Source organism: Planosporangium spinosum, from assembly GCF_049999945.1.
Taxonomy (GTDB): Bacteria; Actinomycetota; Actinomycetes; order Mycobacteriales; family Micromonosporaceae; genus Planosporangium; species Planosporangium spinosum.
Genome location: NZ_JBLYUB010000007.1, coordinates 223186 through 243582 on the forward strand (window position 1 = coordinate 223186; position 20397 = coordinate 243582).

21 protein-coding genes are annotated in these 20397 nt (G+C 73.6%); 14 read left to right on the forward strand and 7 right to left on the reverse strand.

What is annotated here, in order from left to right; all coding sequences use genetic code 11:
- Positions 1 to 54: 54 nt before the first annotated feature.
- Positions 55 to 759, forward strand: coding sequence for a DUF2567 domain-containing protein (locus ACNTMW_RS12535; protein WP_426633638.1), 705 nt, complete (start codon positions 55 to 57; stop codon positions 757 to 759).
- Here the strand turns inward: ACNTMW_RS12535 and ACNTMW_RS12540 are convergent.
- Genes ACNTMW_RS12540 through ACNTMW_RS12550 form a run of 3 tightly spaced genes read right to left on the reverse strand, consistent with a single transcriptional unit; the run spans position 674 to position 4058 of the window.
- Positions 674 to 1384 carry an LON peptidase substrate-binding domain-containing protein gene (locus tag ACNTMW_RS12540; protein ID WP_426633639.1) on the reverse strand — a complete coding sequence of 237 codons (711 nt, stop codon included), beginning with the start codon at positions 1382 to 1384 and terminating at the stop codon, positions 674 to 676. The genes ACNTMW_RS12535 and ACNTMW_RS12540 overlap by 86 nt on opposite strands.
- Before the next feature lie 41 nt (positions 1385 to 1425).
- Positions 1426 to 2070 (reverse strand): LuxR C-terminal-related transcriptional regulator, encoded by a 645-nt coding sequence (locus ACNTMW_RS12545; RefSeq protein WP_426633640.1) that lies wholly within the window; start codon positions 2068 to 2070, stop codon positions 1426 to 1428.
- Positions 2058 to 4058 (reverse strand): sensor histidine kinase, encoded by a 2001-nt coding sequence (locus ACNTMW_RS12550; protein ID WP_426633641.1) that lies wholly within the window; start codon positions 4056 to 4058, stop codon positions 2058 to 2060. The genes ACNTMW_RS12545 and ACNTMW_RS12550 overlap by 13 nt, the downstream gene beginning before the upstream one ends.
- 142 nt (positions 4059 to 4200) lie before the next feature.
- On the opposite strand from ACNTMW_RS12550, the gene ACNTMW_RS12555 reads away from it, so the two are divergent.
- The 9 genes from ACNTMW_RS12555 (at position 4201) to hisF (ending at position 10522) form a co-directional block, all read left to right on the forward strand.
- Positions 4201 to 4560: a hypothetical protein gene (locus tag ACNTMW_RS12555; RefSeq protein WP_426633642.1), complete on the forward strand. Its 360-nt coding sequence runs from the start codon at positions 4201 to 4203 to the stop codon at positions 4558 to 4560.
- 34 nt (positions 4561 to 4594) lie between these two features.
- A complete protein-coding gene (locus ACNTMW_RS12560) occupies positions 4595 to 4837 on the forward strand; it encodes a hypothetical protein (RefSeq protein ID WP_426633643.1) in 243 nt (80 codons plus the stop codon).
- Between the two features lie 115 nt (positions 4838 to 4952).
- Positions 4953 to 6290: a histidinol dehydrogenase gene (hisD, locus tag ACNTMW_RS12565; RefSeq protein WP_426633644.1), complete on the forward strand. Its 1338-nt coding sequence runs from the start codon at positions 4953 to 4955 to the stop codon at positions 6288 to 6290.
- 32 nt (positions 6291 to 6322) lie between these two features.
- Positions 6323 to 7399 (forward strand): histidinol-phosphate transaminase, encoded by a 1077-nt coding sequence (locus ACNTMW_RS12570; protein WP_426633645.1) that lies wholly within the window; start codon positions 6323 to 6325, stop codon positions 7397 to 7399.
- Complete coding sequence (gene hisB / locus ACNTMW_RS12575) at positions 7396 to 8004, forward strand: imidazoleglycerol-phosphate dehydratase HisB (protein ID WP_426633646.1); 609 nt, start codon at positions 7396 to 7398, stop codon at positions 8002 to 8004. Before ACNTMW_RS12570 ends, hisB begins: the two co-directional genes overlap by 4 nt.
- Positions 8005 to 8616 (forward strand): imidazole glycerol phosphate synthase subunit HisH, encoded by a 612-nt coding sequence (gene hisH / locus ACNTMW_RS12580; RefSeq protein ID WP_426633647.1) that lies wholly within the window; start codon positions 8005 to 8007, stop codon positions 8614 to 8616.
- Between the two features lie 31 nt (positions 8617 to 8647).
- Positions 8648 to 9016: a tetrahydromethanopterin S-methyltransferase subunit F gene (locus tag ACNTMW_RS12585; RefSeq protein ID WP_426633648.1), complete on the forward strand. Its 369-nt coding sequence runs from the start codon at positions 8648 to 8650 to the stop codon at positions 9014 to 9016.
- Between the two features lies 1 nt (position 9017).
- Complete coding sequence (priA, locus tag ACNTMW_RS12590; protein ID WP_426633649.1) at positions 9018 to 9746, forward strand: bifunctional 1-(5-phosphoribosyl)-5-((5-phosphoribosylamino)methylideneamino)imidazole-4-carboxamide isomerase/phosphoribosylanthranilate isomerase PriA; 729 nt, start codon at positions 9018 to 9020, stop codon at positions 9744 to 9746.
- Positions 9743 to 10522: an imidazole glycerol phosphate synthase subunit HisF gene (gene hisF, locus ACNTMW_RS12595; protein WP_426633650.1), complete on the forward strand. Its 780-nt coding sequence runs from the start codon at positions 9743 to 9745 to the stop codon at positions 10520 to 10522. The genes priA and hisF overlap by 4 nt, the downstream gene beginning before the upstream one ends.
- Before the next feature lie 69 nt (positions 10523 to 10591).
- On the opposite strand, the gene yczE is transcribed toward hisF, so the two are convergent.
- Entirely contained in the window at positions 10592 to 11320 is a 729-nt protein-coding gene (gene yczE, locus ACNTMW_RS12600) for a membrane protein YczE (RefSeq protein WP_426633651.1), read from the reverse strand.
- Positions 11321 to 11378: 58 nt separating this feature from the next.
- Between yczE and yczR the strand changes: the two genes are divergently transcribed.
- On the forward strand, positions 11379 to 12851 hold the full coding sequence (yczR, locus tag ACNTMW_RS12605) for a MocR-like transcription factor YczR (protein ID WP_426633652.1): 1473 nt from the start codon (positions 11379 to 11381) through the stop codon (positions 12849 to 12851).
- Between the two features lie 66 nt (positions 12852 to 12917).
- Here the strand turns inward: yczR and ACNTMW_RS12610 are convergent, their stop codons facing one another.
- From ACNTMW_RS12610 to ACNTMW_RS12620, 3 genes are all read right to left on the reverse strand, one after another.
- On the reverse strand, positions 12918 to 13160 hold the full coding sequence (locus ACNTMW_RS12610) for a hypothetical protein (RefSeq protein ID WP_426633653.1): 243 nt from the start codon (positions 13158 to 13160) through the stop codon (positions 12918 to 12920).
- A 137-nt stretch (positions 13161 to 13297) separates the two neighbouring features.
- On the reverse strand, positions 13298 to 15091 hold the full coding sequence (locus ACNTMW_RS12615) for an AMP-dependent synthetase/ligase (RefSeq protein ID WP_426633739.1): 1794 nt from the start codon (positions 15089 to 15091) through the stop codon (positions 13298 to 13300).
- Between the two features lie 285 nt (positions 15092 to 15376).
- Positions 15377 to 16009: a TIGR03085 family metal-binding protein gene (locus ACNTMW_RS12620; protein ID WP_426633654.1), complete on the reverse strand. Its 633-nt coding sequence runs from the start codon at positions 16007 to 16009 to the stop codon at positions 15377 to 15379.
- A 128-nt stretch (positions 16010 to 16137) separates the two neighbouring features.
- Here ACNTMW_RS12620 and ACNTMW_RS12625 point away from each other — a divergent pair, with 128 nt between their 5' ends.
- From ACNTMW_RS12625 to ACNTMW_RS12635, 3 genes are all read left to right on the forward strand, one after another.
- Entirely contained in the window at positions 16138 to 17946 is a 1809-nt protein-coding gene (locus tag ACNTMW_RS12625) for an ABC transporter ATP-binding protein (RefSeq protein ID WP_426633655.1), read from the forward strand.
- Positions 17947 to 18017: 71 nt separating this feature from the next.
- Complete coding sequence (locus ACNTMW_RS12630; protein ID WP_426633740.1) at positions 18018 to 19739, forward strand: ABC transporter ATP-binding protein; 1722 nt, start codon at positions 18018 to 18020, stop codon at positions 19737 to 19739.
- Positions 19740 to 19893: 154 nt separating this feature from the next.
- Complete coding sequence (locus ACNTMW_RS12635) at positions 19894 to 20397, forward strand: hypothetical protein (RefSeq protein WP_426633656.1); 504 nt, start codon at positions 19894 to 19896, stop codon at positions 20395 to 20397.

Genomic DNA, 20397 nt, shown 5'->3' on the forward strand with positions numbered 1-20397 from the left:
GCGGGTGGGGAGCGCCGCTGGGCGACGCGGAGCGGGCATGGCAGGATCGCCGCTGTGACGACCCCACTGCTCGCCCCGCAGCCGCTCCCGGACCCGACACCCCCGCCGGCCCGCAACCGTGGGCTGCGGCGGGAGGGACTCCTGGCGGCGGGCGTCGCGATCGCGCTGACCGTGCTCGGGCTGCCGCTGGGCCTGCTGTGGCGGGCGGTCTCGCCGAAGGTCGAGTTCGTGATGACGGAGGCTGGAGCGACGACCGTCCAGGCCGAGCCGGAGGGGTTCGTCGCCGCCGATGGCTGGTACGTACTGATCACCTGCGCCGTCGGGCTGCTCGCCGCGATCGCGGTCTGGGCGTTCGCCCGGCGCCGGCGCGGGCCGCTCATGCTGCTGGGCCTGGTCGTGGGCTCGGTGGCGGGCGGGGTACTGACCGCGTGGCTGGGCCACCACATCGGGTACGCCCACTACCGGCAGCTGATCGCGCACGCCCCGGTCGGTACGCATATCCTGCGACCGCCGTCGGTGCGTTCGGGCAGTTTCGGGCTGTGGTTCGGGTTCCTGCCGCGGGTACAGGGCGCCGTCCTGGTGCAGGCGGTCACGGCGGCCATGGTGTACGTGCTGCTGGCGGCCTTCCACGTGGAGCCCGACCTGCGCCGGCCGGAGCAGCCGGGCGACGCGGTCAGTTCGGGGCCGACGGCGTCGACAGTTCCGCCAGGGTCGCCGGTACCGCCCGGATCTGATCCAGCAGCGCCACCTCGCGATTGAGCAGGGTGCGCTCGGCCCGCAGGCGGCTGGCCGTGTCGGGCAGGGCGAGCAGGCTCTGCCGGTCGTCGAGGGTCAGCGAGGCGGTCGCCGCGATCAGGTGCGACAGCACGTTCGGGTCGTCGGGCAGCTGCTCGCCGGTCGCCGTCTCGCCGCGCAGCATCCGCAGGTAGCGCTGGAAAACCGCGAGCACTCCCGGTGCCAGCGCGTCGGCCAGCCCCGGCTCGCCGGGCTCCTCGTCCAGCCACTCCACCTGAGCGTTGAGGTAGCTGGCGGTGGTGGTGTCCACGTCGAGGATGCGGAACCGGCGCCGGCCCACGGTCACGATGTCGAAGCGGCCGTCCGGATGCTCGGTCACCTGGCGCAGCTGGGCGCTGCACCCCACGTCGTACAGGCTCAGCGAGGTGCTCGTGGTCAGCCCGACGGCCGGCTCGCCGCCGGGGGTGGCGTGCTCGACCTCCCAGCCGCTGCGGATCGCCACGACGCCGAACTCGCGGTCCTGGTCGGCCGGGAGCGCGACGAGATCGCGCACGAGCTGGCGGTATCGCTCCTCGAAGATGTGCAGGGGCAGCACCAGACCCGGGAACAGGACGGTGCCGAGCGGGAACAGCGGTAGCGCCGCGGTCACGCCGCTGAGCGTATCTGACGGAACATCGGGCACCCCGAGGGTCATCGGCTCCGCCCGAGGTAGACGAGGACCGCGAGGACACGCCGGTGGTCCTCGTCGCTCGCCGCCAGCCCCAACTTGTTCATGATCGATGCGATGTGGGTTTCGACGGTGCGTTCGGTCAGCCACAGCCGCCGGGCGATACCCACGTTGGTCCGGCCCTCCGCGACCAGCGCCAGCACCTCCCGCTCCCGGGCGGTGAGCGAGGCGAGCGGATCGTCGGCCCGTAGGCCCCCGATGAGCCGCCCCACCACCTCCGGGTCGAGGGCCGAGCCGCCCGCGGCCACCCGGCGCAGCGCGTCGAGGAAGTCGTCGACGTCGAACACCCGGTCCTTGAGCAGGTAACCGAACCGGCCGCCGGCGACCAGCTCCACCGAGTGCCGGGTCTCCACGTGCTGAGACAGCAGCACGATGCCGAGCTGGGGCCAGCGGGCCCGGACCTCGCGCGCCGCGCGGGCCCCGTCGTCGGTGTGGTCGGGCGGCATGCGGATGTCGATGATCGCGAGGTCGGGCCGGGTCGCGTCGACCGCGGCGACCAGGGACGGCGCATCGGGTGCCTTGGCGACCACCTCGTGTCCGGCGTCGACGAGCAGGCGGGCGAGCCCCTCGCGGAAGAGCGCCGAGTCCTCGCCGATCACGATCCGCATGGCAGCTGCGCCTCCACCAGCGTGCCCTGGCCGAGCGGGCTGGTCAGGCGCAGCCCGCCGCCGGCCGCCGCGACCCGGTCGACCAGCCCGGCCAGGCCGGCGCCGGGCAGCAGCCGGGCGCCCCCCTTTCCGTCGTCGCGGACCTGTACGGTGAGCCGGCCGTCGATCCGGGCGACCCGCAGCCCGATGCTCGCCGCGTCGGCGTGCTTGACCGCGTTGACCACGGCCTCGCTCGCCACGTAGTACGCGGTGGTCGCCACGTCGTCGGGTACCGGGTCGGCGCACACGTCCAGCGACACCGGTACGGGCACGGTGCCGACCAGCGTCGTCAACGCGTGCGCGAGCCCGTCGTCGAGGCTGCTGGGCCGCAGCCCGTGCGCGATCTGGCGTAGCTCCGCGACGGCCGTGCCCAGTTCGGCGACGGCCTGGTCGAGTAGCGCGTCGACGTCGACCGAGCCGTCGTCGAGGTGGCGCTGGGCCAGCCGGAGCGCCATGCCGAGCGAGACCAGCCGCTGCTGCGCGCCGTCGTGCAGGTCGCGCTCCAGCCGCTTGCGCTCGGAGTACCCGACGTGCAGCAGCCGGGCCCGGCTGGACTCGACGTCGCGCAGCGCCTGGCTCAACTCGGCGCGCAGCCGGACCACCTCGACCAGCAGCGCGCCCGCCCCGGCCACCTCGCGCAGCAGTTCCCGGGAGCCGACCCGCCCGGGGACTAGGACGCCGATGTCCGCGCCGCCGAGGCGGACCGGTACCGGCTGCGGCCCGGTCGGCTCCAGTGGTGCGCCGTCCGCGTCGACGTACGTGGTCGTGCCGGGCAGTCGGTACCCGACGCGAAGCCCCGGGTCGCGCAGCGCCGTCCGCAGGGCCGCCTCGAGCTGCTCGGGCTCGGCGGTGCCGGCGTGGGTACGCCGCACCAGGTCCTCCACGGCGGCGAGTGCCGCCTGCCGGCGCGGGTACAGCCGTCGGTCGACCGAGCGCTGCAACCGGGTACGCAGCGGCGCCAGCGCGGCGGCGCACACCGCGGTGGCCGCCGCCGCGGCCACCGTCGACTCCCGGCCGACCGCGAGCCCGCCCAGGAAGGTCGCGGCCGTGTAGAAGCCGAGCAGGCCTGCCGTGACGATGCCGTACGTGACGGCGGCGCTGATCGCCCGGTCCACGTCGTACAGGTCGTGGCGCAGGATCGCGATCGCGGTGGCCGTCGGGATCGCGACGAACGTGGCGGCGAGCCCGACCAGTACCAGGTCCGGTCCGCCGAGGAACAGGTAGCTGCCCCAGCACAGCAGCAGCGTCCCGGGCACGAACAGCGCGCCGAGGGCGAACCACTTGACCTGCGCGCGGCGTACCTCGTCGGGCTCCCGCCGGTACCGCACCACCATGGCGGCGGCGGTCGCGACCAGCAGCCCCAACAGGACGGGCAGCAGCGCGATGGCGGTGACTCCGACGATCTGGTACGCGATGCCGTGCACGGTGCCGAACGCGTGCGGCACGTGCGCGAACGGCGCCGGGAACGGGGCCGGGTCGAGCGCGGTGAGGACCGTGAACACGACCGGCACCACGACGAGGCCGGCCACCACCCAGCGCCAGCGCCGCCCGGGCAGCCGGCCGGTGGGGAACAGCAGCGCCAGCAGCGCCGGCGGCACGTACAGGAACATCCAGCTACCCGGCTGCACGGTGACGAGCAGCGCCGAGACTCCCACCAGGTCCGGCCGGTGCGCGACGGCGTCTCCGTACACATCGCTGCCGGTCATCCAGATCGGGACCAGGCCGACCAGCACGAGCAGCGGCGCGACGGCGTTGTCCGGCCGGCGGGCGGCGACCACCAGCCCGAGCGCGACCGAGACCAGGCCGAGCAGGACGCCCACGCCCACGTACCAGGCGGCGAAGACGCTGCCGGACAGGGCCGCGAGTACCACCGCGGCCCCGGCGAGGAGCGCGGCGAGCAGCGCCGTCGCGTACGCGATCAGGCGCGGTAGTCCTCGGGTGCCCGGCATGCGTTCACGGTAGGCGGTATCGGCGCTGATGGGGATACGTGCCAGCACGGAGAACAGACCCGCGACAGCCTCGATGCCCGCGGCCGGCACCGCGCGAAGACTTCGGCGTACATCACCCGACCCCGTACCGAAGGAGCGCACCATGAGCCGCTCGAAGGGCTTCGTCACCGGCCTCGTCCTCGCCGGCCTGCTCGCCCTGGGAGACATCACCACCCCGATCACCAGCGACGGGGAGCACCCGCCGCTGGCGATCGGCCTCGTCATCGCAGCCCTCGGACTGCTGACCGTCGTCGGCATCGTGTTCGCCTGGCGTGGACGCCGGGGCGGGGTGACGACCGTCATCGTGACCCGGCTGCTGGCGGCGGTGACCGCGGTACCGGCGTTCATCGCCGACGGCGTGCCGGCCGCGGCGCAGATCGCCGCGGCTGTCGGCATCGTCATCACGCTGCTCGCGGTCGTGCTCGTCGCCCCGCAACTGCGCCGCCAGCCCGCCGCGGCCTGACCGCCGTCCGGATCCCGGAAAGGGGAGCACCACCGTGAGCACCTCGCTCGGCCGCACCGGGCTGGCGGCCGCCCTGTTCCTGGCGCCCTGGGGATTCGTCGTCGCCAACGCCTCGTACGCCTGGGCCACCCGCGACGGCGACGACAGTACCGGCGCGAACGCCCTCACCCTCGCCGCAGCACACCCGACCCTCCTCGGCGCCGCCGCCCTCGCCGGCAGCCGGCTGCTGGGCCGGTCGTCCGAGGCGGTGGCCGCCACGCCGGCCCTGGCGACCTGACACCTGCCCCCACCGCCCGGGTGCGCCGGTGACGGGGCACCCGGGCAGTGCCGTGTAGGTCTCATCCGTTGGACGGGTCAGGTCCGCTTGATGAGAGCGGCCTAGACTTCGTGGTGTGCTGAACCGCATCGACCTGCGCGGCTCCATCGCCGACCCGCGCCGACTGCTGCCCCGGGCCGCCCTCGACGTCTCCGCCGCCATGGAGCGGATACGTCCGGTCGTCGAGGCGGTGCGCGAGCATGGGGCGAGCGCGGTGATCGAGGCGACCGAGCGCTTCGACGGGGTCCGGCTGGAGCAGCTGCGGGTACCCGCGACCGAGATCGAGGCGGCGGTCGACGCCCTGGATCCGGCGCTGCTCACGGCGCTTCGCGAGTCGATAGTCCGGGCCCGGACGGTCCACGCCGACCAGCGGCGCACCGACCACACCACCCAGGTCGTGCCGGGAGGCACGGTTACCCAGCGCTGGCGGCCGGTGCGGCGCGTCGGGCTGTACGTGCCGGGTGGCCGTGCGGTCTACCCGTCGAGCGTGATCATGAATGTGGTGCCGGCGCAGGTCGCCGGGGTGGCCTCGCTCGCGGTCGCCAGCCCGCCGCAGCGCGACACCGGTCGGCCGCACCCGCTCGTGCTGGCCGCCTGCGGACTGCTCGGCGTCGACGAGGTGTACGCGGTGGGCGGCGCCCATGCCGTGGCGATGTTCGCCTATGGCACGGCGGGCGCTGACGCGCCCGCGGGTGGAGTGCGCGGGGCTGTCGAGGCGGGTCATTGCGAGCCGGTCGACCTGGTCACCGGGCCGGGCAACATCTGGGTGACCGCAGGCAAGCGGCTCGTACAGGGCGTGGTCGGCATCGACGCGGAGGCCGGCCCGACCGAGATCGCGATCCTCGCCGACGACACCGCCGACCCCCGCCACGTCGCCGCCGACCTGATCAGCCAGGCCGAGCACGACCCGCTGGCGGCGAGCGTCCTGGTGACCGCGTCGGAAGACCTGCTGGCGGCCGTCGAGGCGGAGCTGGCCAGGCAGGTCGCCGCGACCAAGCACACCGAGCGGATCACCGAGGCGCTGACCGGGGAGCAGTCGGCCGTCGTCCTCGTCGACGACCTCGAGCAGGGGTTGCGGGTGGTCGACGCGTACGGCGCCGAGCACCTGGAGATCCAGACCGCGGACGCCCGGGCCGTCGCCGAGCGGGTCGACAGCGCCGGGGCGATCTTCGTCGGCGCCTGGTCGCCGGTGTCGCTGGGTGACTACTGCGCCGGCTCCAACCACGTGCTGCCCACCGGCGGCTGCGCCCGGCACTCGTCGGGGCTGTCGGTGCAGACGTTCCTGCGCGGGGTCCAGCTCATCGAGTACTCCGAGGAGGCGCTGCGCGACGTCGCCGGCCACGTCGTCACCCTCGCCGAGGCCGAGGACCTGCCGGCGCACGGCCAGGCGGTGAGTGTGAGGTTCGATCAGTGAGCGAGCGCAGCGAGCGAACGCAGGAAAGCAGGGTGACCGACCTTCAGCAGCTTCCGCTGCGCGACGAGCTGCGGGGGCTGCGACCGTACGGCGCGCCGCAGCTCGACGTGCCGGTTCGGCTCAACACCAACGAGAACTCCTACCCGGTGCCCGACGAGGTCGTCGAGGCCATGGCCAAGGCCCTCCAGGCCGAGCTGCGTGACCTCAACCGGTACCCGGACCGGGACGCGGTGGCGCTGCGCACCGACCTGGCCGGCTACCTCGGGCACGGGCTGGCCGCCGGCAACACCTGGGCCGCCAACGGCTCCAACGAGATCCTCCAGCAGCTGCTGCAGGTCTTCGGCGGGCCGGGGCGCACCGCGCTGGGCTTCACGCCGGCGTACTCGATGCACCCGCTGATCGCGACCGGCACCGGTACCCGCTGGGTCGACGGTAAGCGTGCGCAAGACTTCTCGCTGTCCGTGGCGCACGCCGTGGCGCAGGTCCGCGAGCACCGGCCGGACGTGGTGTTCCTCTGCTCGCCGAACAACCCGACCGGCACCGCGATGCCGATGGACGTGATCGAGGCGGTGGCGGCCGAGGCGCCCGGCATGGTCATCGTGGACGAGGCGTACGCCGAGTTCGCCCGGCCCGGGACCCCGAGCGCGCTGACGCTGCTGCCGGCGTACCCGAGGCTGGTCGTCACCCGCACGATGAGCAAGGCGTTCGCCCTGGCCGGCGCCCGGCTGGGGTATCTCGCGGCCGACCCGGCGGTGGTCGACGCGGTCCAGCTCGTCCGGCTGCCCTACCACCTGTCGGCGCTGACCCAGGCCGCCGCCCGCGCGGCCCTGGGCTGCGCCGCGACGCTGCTCGGCACGGTCGAGGCGATCAAGTCCCAGCGTGACCGGATCGTCACCGAGCTGCGTGCCCGTGGCCTGACGGTCGCCGACAGCGACGCCAACTTCGTGCTCTTCGGCGGGCTGGCCGACAGCGCCGGAGTGTGGCGGCGGATGCTCGACCACGGCGTCCTGATCCGCGACGTCGGCCTGCCCGGCTGGCTGCGGGTCACCGCCGGTACCCCCGAAGAAACCAACGCCTTCCTGGCCGCACTTGATCGGAGCCTGTCGTGAGCCGCACCGGACGCGTGGAGCGCAACACGCACGAGTCGAAGGTACTCGTCGAGGTGGACCTCGACGGTACCGGCGCGGTCGAGGTCAGCACCGGCATCGGCTTCTACGACCACATGCTCGCCCAGCTCGGCAAGCACGGCGGGTTCGACCTGACCGTCCGCACCGAGGGCGACCTCGAGGTCGACGCCCACCACACCGTCGAGGACACCGCGCTGGCGCTGGGTACGGCGTTCGCGCAGGCGCTCGGCGACAAGGCGGGCGTTACCCGCTTCGGCAGCGCGATCGTGCCGCTCGACGAGGTGCTGGTGCAGGCCGCCGTGGACCTGTCCGGCCGGCCGTACGTGGTGCACGACGAGCCGACGAACATCGCCCCGTACATCGGGCCGGTCTACGCCACGAGCCTGACCCGCCACATCTGGGAGTCGTTCGGCCACACCGCCCGGATCACGCTGCACGTGAGCGTGCTGCGGGCGTCCCGGCCGGGTGCCCAGCCCGACGCCCACCACGTGGTGGAGGCGCAGTTCAAGGCGGTGGCCCGGGCGCTGCGCCAGGCGGTGGCGCTCGACGGGCGTTCGGGTATCCCCAGTACCAAGGGGGTGCTGTAGGTGGCGGCGCGCGTCGTCGTCCTCGACTACGGCTCGGGCAACCTGCGCTCGGCCCAGCGGGCCCTCGAACGGACCGGCGCGTCGGTGACCGTGACCGCTGACCTCGACGCGGCCCGGAACGCCGACGGTCTGGTCGTCCCCGGTGTCGGCGCGTACGCCGCCTGCATGGCCGGCATCGACGCGTTGGGTGCCGGACCGGTGATCGCCGACCGGGTCCGCGCCGGCCGTCCGGTGCTCGGCATCTGCGTCGGCATGCAGGTGCTCTTCACCGCCGGCGAGGAGCACGGGGTCGTGACCAAGGGCCTGGGTCTGCTGCCGGGTACGGTGACCCGGCTGTCCGCGCCGGTCGTACCGCACATGGGCTGGAACACGGTCGAATGGCCTGCTTCCTCCCGTCTGGGCGCCGGTCTGGCGCCGGACACCCGGTTCTACTTCGTGCACTCCTACGCCGCCCCGGCGTCGGTCGAGGGCGTGGCGGTGGCGACGGCTTCACATGGCGGCGCGTTTGCCGCCGCCGTGGAGCAGGGTGTGCTCTCGGCGACCCAGTTCCACCCGGAGAAGTCCGGCGACGCCGGCGCGGCGCTGCTGGCGAACTGGGTCGGGGAGCTGTGAGCCCCGTCCTGGGCGCAACGTCGGAGACGTCGTGGTCGCCGAGGACCCCGGAGACCACGACGTCCCCGACGTTGTGTCGACCATGAGCAAGGAGCGGGCGTTACGGCGCGCGGTGCGCGAGGCCGAGGCGCAGGAGGCGCGGGTACGGCGGGAGCGGGCGGCCCGCCGCCGCGCATTCCTGCGCCGCCTCCGGCCGCGACCGCCCCGGCGGGGCCGCACCGGTCGCCTGTCGTCCGGCCTCAGCCGGGCGCAGCGGGCCGGGATCACCGTCGGTGCGCTGACCGCACTAGTCTTCGTATGGTTGCTGGTCGACGACGTGTCGACCCGGATAGCCCTGACCGCCCTCGTCGCGCTCGTCGCGCCGATGCTGTTCGTACTCACCCTGGACCGGAGGACCTGACGTGGCCCTGACCCTGCTGCCCGCCGTCGACGTCGCCAGCGGCCAGGCGGTTCGCCTCGTGCAAGGCGCCGCCGGCAGTGAGACGGTCTACGGCGACCCGCTCGACGCCGCCCTCGCCTTCCAGCGCGACGGGGCCGACTGGGTGCACCTGGTCGACCTGGACGCGGCGTTCGGCCGGGGCTCCAACGCCGACCTGCTCGCCGACGTGGTCAAGCGGCTCGACATCGCCGTCGAACTGTCCGGCGGCATCCGCGACGACGAGTCGCTCCAGCGGGCGCTCGCGACCGGCGCGGCCCGGATCAACCTGGGTACCGCCGCGCTGGAGAACCCGGACTGGACCGACCACGTCTGCGCCACGTACGGCGACCGGGTCGCGGTCGGCCTGGACGTGCGCGGGCACACCCTCGCCGCCCGCGGCTGGACCAAGGAGGGCGGCGACCTGTTCGAGGTCCTCGACCGCCTGGAGCGGGCCGGCTGCGCCCGGTACGTGGTGACCGACGTCCTGCGCGACGGCACGCTCACCGGCCCGAACGTCACCCTGCTGCTGCAGGTGTGCGAGCGGACCCGCAAGCCGGTCGTCGCCAGCGGCGGCGTGTCCAAGCTCGACGACCTGCGCCAGTTGGCGGCCCTGGAACCGGCCGGTGTGGAGGGCGTGATCGTGGGCAAGGCGCTGTACGCCGGGGCGTTCACGGTTCCGGAGGCGCTCACCGCCCTGTCGGAGATCCAGTGAGCGAGCGTAGCGGCACGGGTGTCGCGGTACGGGTGATCCCGTGCCTGGACGTGGACGCCGGCCGGGTCGTCAAGGGGGTCCGCTTCGCCGACCTGCGCGACGCCGGTGACCCCGTGGAGCTCGCCGCGGCCTACGACGCGGCCGGCGCCGACGAGCTGGTCTTCCTCGATGTCACCGCCTCGGCCGACGAGCGCGGCACCATGTTCGAGGTGGTGCGGCGTACCGCCGAGAGCGTGTTCATCCCGCTGACCGTCGGCGGCGGGGTGCGCTCGGTGTCCAACGTGGACGCACTGCTGCGCGCAGGGGCGGACAAGGTCGGCGTCAACACCGCGGCCATCGCCCGGCCGGAGCTGATCGCCGAGATCGCCGACCGTTTCGGCCGCCAGGTGCTCACGCTGTCGCTGGACGTCCGCCGCTCGCCCGGTACGCCGAGCGGCTTCGAGGTCACCACGCACGGCGGCCGGCGCGGCACCGGCCTGGACGCGGTCGAGTGGGCGGCGCGCGCGGCCGAACTGGGCGCGGGGGAGATCCTGCTCAACTCGATGGACCGGGACGGCACCAAGGACGGGTTCGACCTGCCGCTGATCACCCTGGTCCGCGCCGCCGTGGACATTCCCGTGATCGCGTCCGGCGGGGCGGGCGTGGTCGAGCACTTCGCCCCGGCGGTCGCGGCCGGCGCCGACGCGGTGCTGGCGGCCAGCGTGTTCCACTTCGGGCAGCTGTCGATCGGGGAGGTCAAGGACGCCCTGCGGGCGGCCGGCCACCCGGTCCGCTGACCCACCGCGCCCTTCCTGCCCATGATCGTGGAGGATTTTCCGTGCTCGGACACGGAAAATCCTCCACGATCATGCGGTCGCCGGGGCCGACGCCGGCTCGGCCGCGTCGGCTCCGTCGGCTCCGTCGGCTCCGTCGGCCGCGTCGGCCGCGTCGGCTCCGGCGGCCGCGTCGGCCGGCGGGCGGACCGACAGCAGCGGGATGAACACGTGCGCCAGCGGGCCGATCGAGACCGCGTACAGCAGCGTCGCCCAGCCGACCGTGCCGCCCAGCAGCCACCCGGCGGTCAGCACGGTCACCTCGATGACGGTGCGTACCAGCCGGATCGAGCGGCCGGGGCGGTGGGCCACGTACCCGGTCATCAGGCCGTCGCGCGGACCGGGGCCGAGGCGGGCGCCGATGTACAGGCCGGTGGCGATCCCGTTGAGGACGATCCCGCCGAGCAGGAACGCCCAGCGGGCGGCCAGCGCGTGCGGTGCCGGCAGGACGGCCAGCGCGGCGTCCACGGCGAGCCCGATCACGATCACGTTGGCGACCGTGCCGATGCCCGGCCGCTGCCGTAGCGGGATCCACAGCAGCAGGACCAGGGCGCCGACGGCGATGACCACGACCCCGAAGCGCAGGCCGGTGAGCTCGGACAGTCCCTGGTGGAAGACGTCCCACGGGTCCAGGCCCAGGTTGGCCCGGATCATGAAGGCCATGCTGACCCCGTAGCAGACCAGGCCGACGTGCAGTTGGACGAGGCGCCGCGTGAAGTGGAAGCGTAGTGGCATGGGTACGGGGTTGCTTGTGGCACTCATGCATGACACTCTGAAGGCCAATAGTTGATGTTGATAGAGCCAATTCGGGGTGAGTGGCTTGGCTGGCAGTGTTCGTGGCACCCAACTGGCTCGCCTGCTCGGTGACTGGCAGGGCGCGGGTCGCCGTCCGGGTGGGGGGTCGGGGCGGCGCCCCGGTCCCGAGTACGCGCAGCTCGCCGCCGCCGTCCGGGGCCTGCTGACCGACGGCCGGCTGGCGCTGGGGGTACGGCTGCCGGCCGAGCGGGAACTGGCCCTGGCGCTGGGCCTGAGTCGTACCACCGTGACCGCGGCGTACCGGACGCTGCGCGAGTCCGGCCACCTGACCAGCCGCCGGGGCGCCGGAAGCTGGACCGCGCTGCCCGGCGGGCACCGGGTGGGCACCTCGGGCCTGTGGGCGCCGATGGAGGACGCCGACGTCATCGACCTGGGACAGGCGGCGCTGCCCGCCCCGCCCGAGCTGACCGACGCGGTCGCGGCGGCCGCCGAGGATCTGCCGGCCTACCTCACCAGCGCCGGGTACCACCCGATGGGGCTGGCCGTGCTGCGCGAGGCGGTGGCGGCCGGGTACACCCGGCGCGGCCTGGCCACGCTGCCCGACCAGATCATGATCACCAGCGGCGTGCAGCACGCGCTCGACCTGGTCCTACGGCTGCTCGTCGCGCCCGGCCAACGGGTCCTGCTGGAGATGCCGACGTACCCCAACGCCCTCACCGCGATCCTCGCCAGCCGAGCCCGCGTCGTCGGGTACGCGCTCGGCGACGCCGGCTGGGACGGCGAGCTGCTGCTCAGCACGGTGCGGGAGGCCCGGGCGCGGCTGGCGTACCTGATCCCGGACTACCACAACCCGACCGGTCACCTCATGGACACCGCGCTGCGGGAGCGGCTGCCCGCCGCGGCGCACGCCGTCGGTACCGACGTGGTCGTCGACGAGACGTTCACCGAGGTGCGACTGGACGGGCCGGAGCTGCCCCCGGCCCTGGCGACGTTCGACCGTGCGGCCCGGGTGCTCACCATCGGCGGCATGAGCAAGCCGTACTGGGGTGGCCTGCGCATCGGCTGGATCCGTGCGGCCACCTCGGTCGTCGCCCGGCTGGCGGTCGCCCGGGTCGCGGTCGACATGTCCTCGCCGGTGCTCGACCAGTTGGTCGCCGCGCACCTGATGTCCCACCGGGAGCGGGTCGTCGCGGCGCGGCGGGAGCAGCTCACCGCCCGCCGGGACACGCTCGTCGCGGCGCTGCGCGCCCACCTGCCCGAATGGCGGTTCGTTGTGCCGCACGGCGGCATGAGCCTGTGGGTCGAGCTGGACGCGCCGGTCGCCAGCGCGCTCGCCCGCGCCGTGGAGGAGCTGGGTGTACGGGTCGCGCCGGGGCCCCGCTTCGGTGCCGACGGGACGATGGAACGCTTCCTGCGGCTGCCGTACACGCTGCCGGAGGCCGACCTGGTCGAGGCCGTACGGCGGCTGGCGCAGGCCCGGGAGAGCCTCGACCGGGCGCCGGTACGCCCGCTGCGGCCACCCGCGATCGTGGCCTGAGGGGCGGTCGGCGAGCGCGGGTGGACTGCGGCCGCCGGTCACCGGCCGCCGGTCACCTGCCGCCGGTCACCGGCTGGCGGCGCCGGCGGTGCGACTCGTGAGGTAGAGCGGCAGGAAGACGACGAACAGGACCAGGCAGCCGAGCAGCCACGCGACGGGCGTGCCGACCTCGAAGGAGCCGGCCGAGAAGACGACCGGGCGGCCGCGGTCTGCCCGCGCCTTCGCGTCCAGGTAGACCCAGGCGTCGATCGTGGCGATGACGAGCATGAAGAGGAGCGGCGCCAGCGCGCCACCCGATGTCCCTGACATGTCAGCCCACGCCCCTTCTGCCGATCCGGTCGTCGCGCCGGTCGACGGCCCACCACCGCCATCGATGGTAGTGGTGCGGCCCGTCACCGGTGACAGACCGGGGCGCGGCGATCGTGCCGCGCCCCGGTCCGGCCGGGTCAGATCTGGGCGAGCGCGCCGGTGTACATCTTCTCGATGTCGTCGGCGAAGGTCTTCTCCACCACCCGGCGCTTGACCTTCAGCGACGGCGTCAGCTCGCCGTCGGAGATGGACAGGTCGCGGGGCAGGATGACGAAGCGCTTGATCGTCTCCCACCGGTTGAGGCGCTCGTTGAGCTGCCTGACGTAGCCGTCGACCATCTCGTGTGCCTCCGGGGAAGCCGCGATCTCGGCGTACGAGCGGCCCTCCAGCGGGGTACCGGCGGCCCAGCCGGTGATCGCGTCCGGGTCGAGGGTGACCAGCATGGTGCAGTAGTTGCGGGCCTGACCGATCACGATCGCCTGCGAGGTGTACGGGCAGACCGACTTGAACAGCCCCTCGATGTGGCTGGGCGCCACGTACTTGCCGCCGGAGGTCTTGATCAGGTCCTTCTTGCGGTCGGTGATCCGCAGGTACCCTTCGGCGTCCAGCTCGCCGATGTCACCGGTGCGGAAGAACCCGTCCGGTGTGAACGCGGCGGCGGTCTCCTCGGGCAGGTTGTGGTAGCCGCGCATGACGGGTACGCCGCGCAGCAGGATCTCGCCGTCGGTGTCGAGCGTGATCTCCAGGTCACCCAGGGCCTGGCCGACGGTGCCGACACGGACGTGGTCGGGCCGGTTGACGAAGGAGCCCGCGAACGTCTCGGTGAGCCCGTACCCCTCCAGGATCGGCAGGCCGGCGGCGGCGAAGAACTCGGCGATCTCCTTGGACAGCGGGGCCGATCCGGACACCATGCCGCGCATCCGGCCGCCCATCCGGGCGTGCAGCTTGGCGAAGACCAGTTTGTGTGCGACCGCCCGCTTGAGCGTCAGGCCGGCCGGCACCGGCTTGCCGGCCTGCTCCAGCGCCGACGCCTGCCTGCCGACGCCGAGCGCCCAGGTGAAGATCTTCCACTTCGTGTCGCCGCCGGCCTTGGCGGTGGTCACCACGGCGTTGTAGACCTTTTCGAACACCCGCGGCGCCGCCGCCATGATGGTCGGCCGGATCGTGCCGAGGTTGTCGATGATCTTGTCGACCCGGCCGTCCACGTAGGTGGGCAGGCCGACGTAGATGACCCCGCAGAGCAGCGTCTTGCCGAACGAGTGCGACAGTGGCAGCCACAGGTACTGCAGGTCGTGGGGGAGCAGCAGGCCCAGGTCGGACTGGGCACGGCCCTGCCAGACCCAGCCCGCGTGCAGCAGTTCGACGCCCTTGGGTCGGCCGGTGGTGCCGGAGGTGTAGATCAGGGTGGCGAGGTGGTCGGGGCCGATCCCGGTGGTGATCTCCTCGATCAGGCCCGGGTGCCGGGCGAGCGCGTCGCCGCCGCGGCGCTCGAGTTCGGCGAGGGTCAGCACCGGTACGCCCGACTCGCCGGACCAGGCGCCGTCGATCAGCACGATGGCGGCGAGGTCGGGCAGGTCGGCGCCGGTGAGCTTGGCGGCCTGGCCGGCGTCCTCGGCGATGACGACCTTCGACCCGGAGTCGCGGACGATGAACGCGGCGTCGTCGGCCTCGGTCGTCGGGTACACGGTCGTGGTCGCCGCGCCCGCGCACATCACGCCGAGGTCGGCGAGTACCCACTCCAGCCGGGTGCTGGCCAGGATCGCGACCCGGTCCTCGGGGTGTACTCCCAGCTCGTGCAGGCCGGCCGCGATCGCCTTCGCCCGCGTGGCGACCTGCGCCCAGGTCAGCCACACCGGCTCGCCGGCGCCGTCGGGCGCCGGGGAGGCGAACGCGCGGGCGTCGGGGGTCTGCGCCACCCGCTTGAGGAACATGTCGGGAATGGACCGGTAGGGCAGGTCAGTCAACGGTGGCCTCCGCATGGGGGTGTGCGCGTGATGGGGGTCACGGCCGGTGTTACCGAAGAGTAAGTTGAAACGACCTGTTCGGGCTAGTGGTGGCTGCGATCTGTAGACCGAACCGTGCTCTCCCGGCGGCCGCCCCACGGGTCGGACCGTGCTCTCCCACCGCCCGACCTACCGGCCGAACCGTGCCTCCTACCGGCCGAACCGTGCCTCCTACCGGCCGAACCGTGCCTCCTACCGGCCGAACCGTGCCTCCTACCCGCCGAACCGTGCCTCGCGTAGCCGGTCGGCGAGGTCGTCGGGGCCGTTGACGGTCACCCGGGCGGCGCGCTGGCGGCCGAAGAAGAACAGCAGCAGTTCGCCGGGGTCGCCGCTGACCGTCGCCGCGGGCTGGCCCTCGCCGGCGGTGACCGCGCCGTGGCCGGGCGCCTCCACCCGTACCGTCGCGCCGACCCGGCGCAGGCCCAGCCGGGCGAGCGTGGACGCCCGCCGCCACAGCGCGGCGGCCAGCCCGGCGTCGAGCGGCCGCGGCTGCCAGTCCGGCCCGGCGCGCCGGACGTCCTCGGTGTGGATGAAGAATTCGACGGTGTTGGCGGCCTCGTCGAGGGCGGGCAGGGTGAGCGGGCTCCAGGCGGGAGGATGCCGCACGAGGTCCACCAGGTCGGGGAAGTCGTGACCGTCGCGGTAGCCGCGCTGCACCCGGGCGGTCCAGCCGCTGAGCGGCTTGAGGAGCACTCCCGGCACCGCGTCCGGACGCCGGTCGCGGATCACGACGTGGGCCGCCAGGTCGCGGGCGGTCCAGCCGGCGCACAGCGTCGGGGCGTCCGGGCCGGCGGCGAGCAGGGCGTCGGCGAGGGCGGCGCGCTCGGCGCGGGCGTATCGGGTCACCGGTCCATCCTATTTGTACCGTGGGTCGTGGTCGTCGTGTGACGGCCGACACATCGGGCGCCCCGGTGGGTGGCGCCGTTCTCTGGTAAGGATGGACACCGCAATGACGACTTACCTGGGGAGTGATCTTGGACGGCGACCGCGTACTCGGCAAGGGACTTCGGGTACTCGGTCACAGCATCCGTGAGCAGCCCCGGCTGTTCGCGATCGGTGTCGGCGGCAGCATCGTGTTCAGCCTGCTGATCATCGCCGGGGCGTACGTCATCGGTGGCGTGGTCGGTCGGGTGGTGGTACCGGCGATCGACCAGGCGCACACCTCAGCCGCGGCGCTGGCCGCCGGCGGTGGGGTGATCTTCGCGGTCAGCGCGGGCCGGGTGGCGGGCCTGTTCGGCCGGCGCCTGGGCGCCGGTGCGATGCAGTTCCGCCTGCAGGCCACGTACCGCCGCCGGGTCACCCGCCGCTACCTCGAGCTGCCCCTGGCCTGGCACCACCGGCACGCCACCGGAACCCTGCTGTCCAACGCGAACGCCGACGTCGAGGCGGCCTTCTACCCGATCGCGCCGCTGCCGTTCGCGGTCGGCACGGTCGTCATGCTGGTCGCCGCCGTCGCATCGCTGTTCGGAACCGACTGGGTCCTCGCGCTGGTCGGCGTCGGCGTCTTCGTCGCCCTGCTGATACTCAACATCGGGTACTCGCGGCTCATCTCGCCGCGGGTGTCGGCGGCTCAGCGGCTGCGCGCCGAGGTCTCCGCCGTCGCACACGAGAGCTTCGACGGCGCGCTCGTGGTCAAGACGATGGGGCGGGAGGCCGACGAGGCGCGGCGGTTCGCGGCCAAGGCCGATGAGCTGCGCGACGCGCTGATCCGGGTGGGCCGGGTGCGCGGCCTGTTCGACCCGGTACTCGACGCGCTGCCGAGCTTCGGCACCCTGGTCGTCCTCGTCGCCGGCGCCTGGCGGCTGCGCCAGGGTGCGGTCACCGTCGCCGACCTCGTCAGTGTGGCGTTCCTGTTCACGGTGCTGGCGTTCCCGGTACGGGCGATCGGCTGGGTGCTCGCCGAGCTGCCGCGCAGCGCGGTCGGCTGGGACCGGGTGCAGCGCGTGCTCACGGCCGGCGGTGACGTGGCGTACGGCGACGCCGCACCGCCGGCGGACGGCAAGCCCGCCAGCCTGCGCTTCGCACACGTCGACTTCCGTTATCTTGAGGGGCCGCCGGTCCTGCGCGACGTGACGTTCGAGGTGCCGCCGGGGCGCACCGTCGCCCTCGTCGGCCCCACCGGCTCGGGCAAGTCCACCATCGCCTCGCTCGCCGCCCGGCTGGTCGACCCGACCGCCGGGGTGGTCGAGCTGGACGGCGTCGACGTGTCCACCCTGACGCACGACGCGCTGGCCGCCGCCGTGGCGCTGGTGCCCCAGGTGCCGTTCGTGTTCGACGACACCGTCCGGGGCAACATCACCCTCGACCGGGAGGGCGTCGACGACGACGCCGCGTGGCGGGCCCTGCGGACCGCCCAGGCCGACGCGTTCGTCGCGGCCCTGCCGGACGGCCTCGACACCACGGTCGGCGAACGGGGCACGTCACTGTCGGGCGGCCAGCGCCAGCGGCTGACCCTCGCGCGGGCGCTCGCGGGCGGGCCCCGGCTGCTCGTCCTCGACGACGCGACCAGCGCGGTGGACCCCCGGGTGGAGGCGGCCATCCTGGCGTCCCTGCGCGCGGCCGGCGCCGGTGCCTCCGTCCTGGTCGTCGCCTACCGCCGGGCCACCATCGCGCTCGCCGACGAGGTGGTCTACGTCGAGCACGGCCGGGTCGTCGCCCACGGCACCCACGCCGAGCTGCTGGCCACCGTCCCCGGGTACGCCGACCTGGTCACCGCGTACGAGCGGGCCGACGCCGAACGGGAGCGCGAGAAGACGTACGACGAGCAGGAGGTTTCCGCGTGACCACGGCGACGACCGACGCGTCGACGGCTACCGGGGCGTCGACCTGGGCCACGCTGCGCCGGGGCCTGACCATGTCGCCGGAGTTGCGTACCGGCCTCGCCGGCACGGTCGGCCTGGCCGTCCTCGCCACGGCCGGGCGGGTCGCCGTACCGATCGCCGTCCAGCAGGGCATCGACCACGGCCTGCGGGCACCGGGCGGACCGGACCTCGGTGTGGTGACGACCGTCGCGGGCGTTGCCGCCGCCGCGCTGGTCCTGACGATGATCAGCGCGTACCTGATGAACGTGCGCCTCTACACGGTCAGCGAGACCGCGCTGGCCAGCATCCGGACCCGTACCTTCCGCCACATCCACGACCTGTCGATGCTGCACCAGCAGAGCGAGCGGCGGGGCTCGCTGGTGTCGCGGGTGACCGGCGACGTCGACCAGATGAGCCAGTTCCTCCAGTACGGTGGGGTCACCCTGCTGGTCAGCGTGGGCCAGGTCACCGTCACGACGGTGGTCATGGCGCTGTACTCCTGGCAGCTCACCCTGGTCGTGTACGCCGCCTTCGCCCCGGTCGTGTTCGTCATCCGGCACTTCCAGCGGCGGCTGACCGTCGCGTACGGCGTGGTGCGCGGCCACGTCGGCACGATGCTCGCCGCCATCTCCGAGAGCGTCGTCGGGGCGGGAGTGATCCGGGCGTACGGGGTGCGCCGGCGTACCGAGGCCCGGCTCGACGCGGCGATCGAGGCCAACCGGTCCGCCCAGTTCACCGCGCTGCGCACCAGCGTCACCGGCTTCACCGCCGGGGAGTGGGCGTCCGGGGTGGCCACGGCGGCGGTGGTGGTCGTCGGCGTCCTGCTCGGCGTGGACGGGCAGCTCAGTGTGGGCCGGCTGACCGCGTTCCTGTTCCTGGTCACGCTGTTCGTCCAGCCGGTGCAGATCGCCACCGAGGTGCTCAACGAGGCGCAGAACGCGCTCGCCGGCTGGCGGCGGGTCCTCGACGTGCTCGACCAGCAGCCCGACGTCGCCGACCCCGGCGACGTCGGCCGTGACCTGCCGCCCGGCCCGATCGACGTCCGGTTCTCCCACGTCCACTTCGCCTACCCCCAGGGCCCGGAGGTGCTGACCGACGTGGACCTCGCGATCCCGGCGCAGACCCGGGTCGCGGTGGTCGGGGAGACCGGCAGCGGCAAGACCACCTTCGCCAAGCTGCTGACCCGGCTGATGGACCCCACCCGGGGCGCCGTGCTGCTGTCCGGCGTACCGCTGACCGACGTGCGGTTCGCGTCGCTGCGCCGCCGGGTCGTGATGGTGCCGCAGGACGGGTTCCTGTTCGACGCGACCGTCGCGGCGAACGTGCGTTTCGCCCGACCCGAGGCGACCGACGAGGACCTGTACCTCGCCTTCACCGAGCTCGGCCTCGCCGACTGGGTGGACGGGCTGCCCGAGGGCCTCGCCACCCCGGTCGGGGAACGCGGCGAGGCGCTGTCGGTCGGCGAGCGCCAGCTCGTCGCGCTGGCCCGCGCGTACCTGGCCGACCCCGACCTGCTGGTACTCGACGAGGCGACCAGCGCCGTCGACCCGGCCACCGAGGTGCGGCTCCAGCGCACCCTCGACGCGGTCACCCGTGGGCGTACCACGATCGTGATCGCGCACCGGTTGTCGACCTCGCAGGCCGCCGACGAGGTGATCGTCGTCGACGCCGGCCGGGTCGTCCAGCGTGGCCCGCACGACGACCTGGTCCGTGACCCCGGCTCGGTGTACGGGCGGCTGTACGCGTCCTGGCTGGAGCAGACCCGGGCGGCCTGATCCGTACCGGGTGGGGCCGGGCCCCTCCGGCCGGGTGGGTCGACCGGTCGGAGGGTCAGGCCGGTCGGGCGGGTGGCCTAACCCGGGCAGGCGATATCCCGACGGCCGCGGGCGAAGCCGCGCCGAACTTGCGGGAAAGGTGCACGCTGGGGACATGTCGTCCCGATACGTGTACAGCGACCTGCCGGCGGGGTACGACGCGGATCACCCCACCGACGTCGAGCCGGCCATCCGCCGCCGCTCCGCGCCGCCGTCGGTACACGCGGTCGCGGTCATCGGGTACCTCGCCGGGCTCGCGCTGGTCGCGGCCGGAGCCGGGGCCTGGGCGGCTGTCCTTGGCGACGGTCAGGTTCCCGACCTGTTCCAGTTCGGCGAGCTCACCGTGGACCTGCGGGCGATGGGGCTCACGGCCGGAGCGGTGTCCGTGTTCGTCGGGCTGTTCGTCCTCGCGCTCGCGCGCAAGTTGCAGCGCGGCCGGCAGTGGGTGCGGGTCGCGGTCGTCGGGCTGTCCGCCGTCAGTATCGCCGTCACGCTGTACGACGGTCTCCTCGGGCAGGCCCGCGCCAACGTGCTCGTCGGCCTGGTCCTCCCGGTCGTGTGCGTGGTGCTGCTCAACCTGCCGGCCGCCCGGTCCTGGTTCCGCGACCGCACCTACTAG

What these genes read in the sequence shown, in the direction of transcription:
- ACNTMW_RS12545 (WP_426633640.1), bottom strand. Translation starts at nt 2,070, where the DNA reads ATGCGGATCGTGATCGGCGAGGACTCGGCGCTCTTCCGCGAGGGGCTC.
- ACNTMW_RS12550 (WP_426633641.1), bottom strand. Translation starts at nt 4,058, where the DNA reads ATGCCGGGCACCCGAGGACTACCGCGCCTGATCGCGTACGCGACGGCG.
- ACNTMW_RS12555 (WP_426633642.1), top strand. Translation starts at nt 4,201, where the DNA reads ATGAGCCGCTCGAAGGGCTTCGTCACCGGCCTCGTCCTCGCCGGCCTG.
- yczE (WP_426633651.1), bottom strand. Translation starts at nt 11,320, where the DNA reads ATGAGTGCCACAAGCAACCCCGTACCCATGCCACTACGCTTCCACTTC.
- ACNTMW_RS12610 (WP_426633653.1), bottom strand. Translation starts at nt 13,160, where the DNA reads ATGTCAGGGACATCGGGTGGCGCGCTGGCGCCGCTCCTCTTCATGCTC.
- ACNTMW_RS12615 (WP_426633739.1), bottom strand. Translation starts at nt 15,091, where the DNA reads ATGTTCCTCAAGCGGGTGGCGCAGACCCCCGACGCCCGCGCGTTCGCC.
- ACNTMW_RS12630 (WP_426633740.1), top strand. Translation starts at nt 18,018, where the DNA reads ATGTCGCCGGAGTTGCGTACCGGCCTCGCCGGCACGGTCGGCCTGGCC.
- ACNTMW_RS12635 (WP_426633656.1), top strand. Translation starts at nt 19,894, where the DNA reads ATGTCGTCCCGATACGTGTACAGCGACCTGCCGGCGGGGTACGACGCG.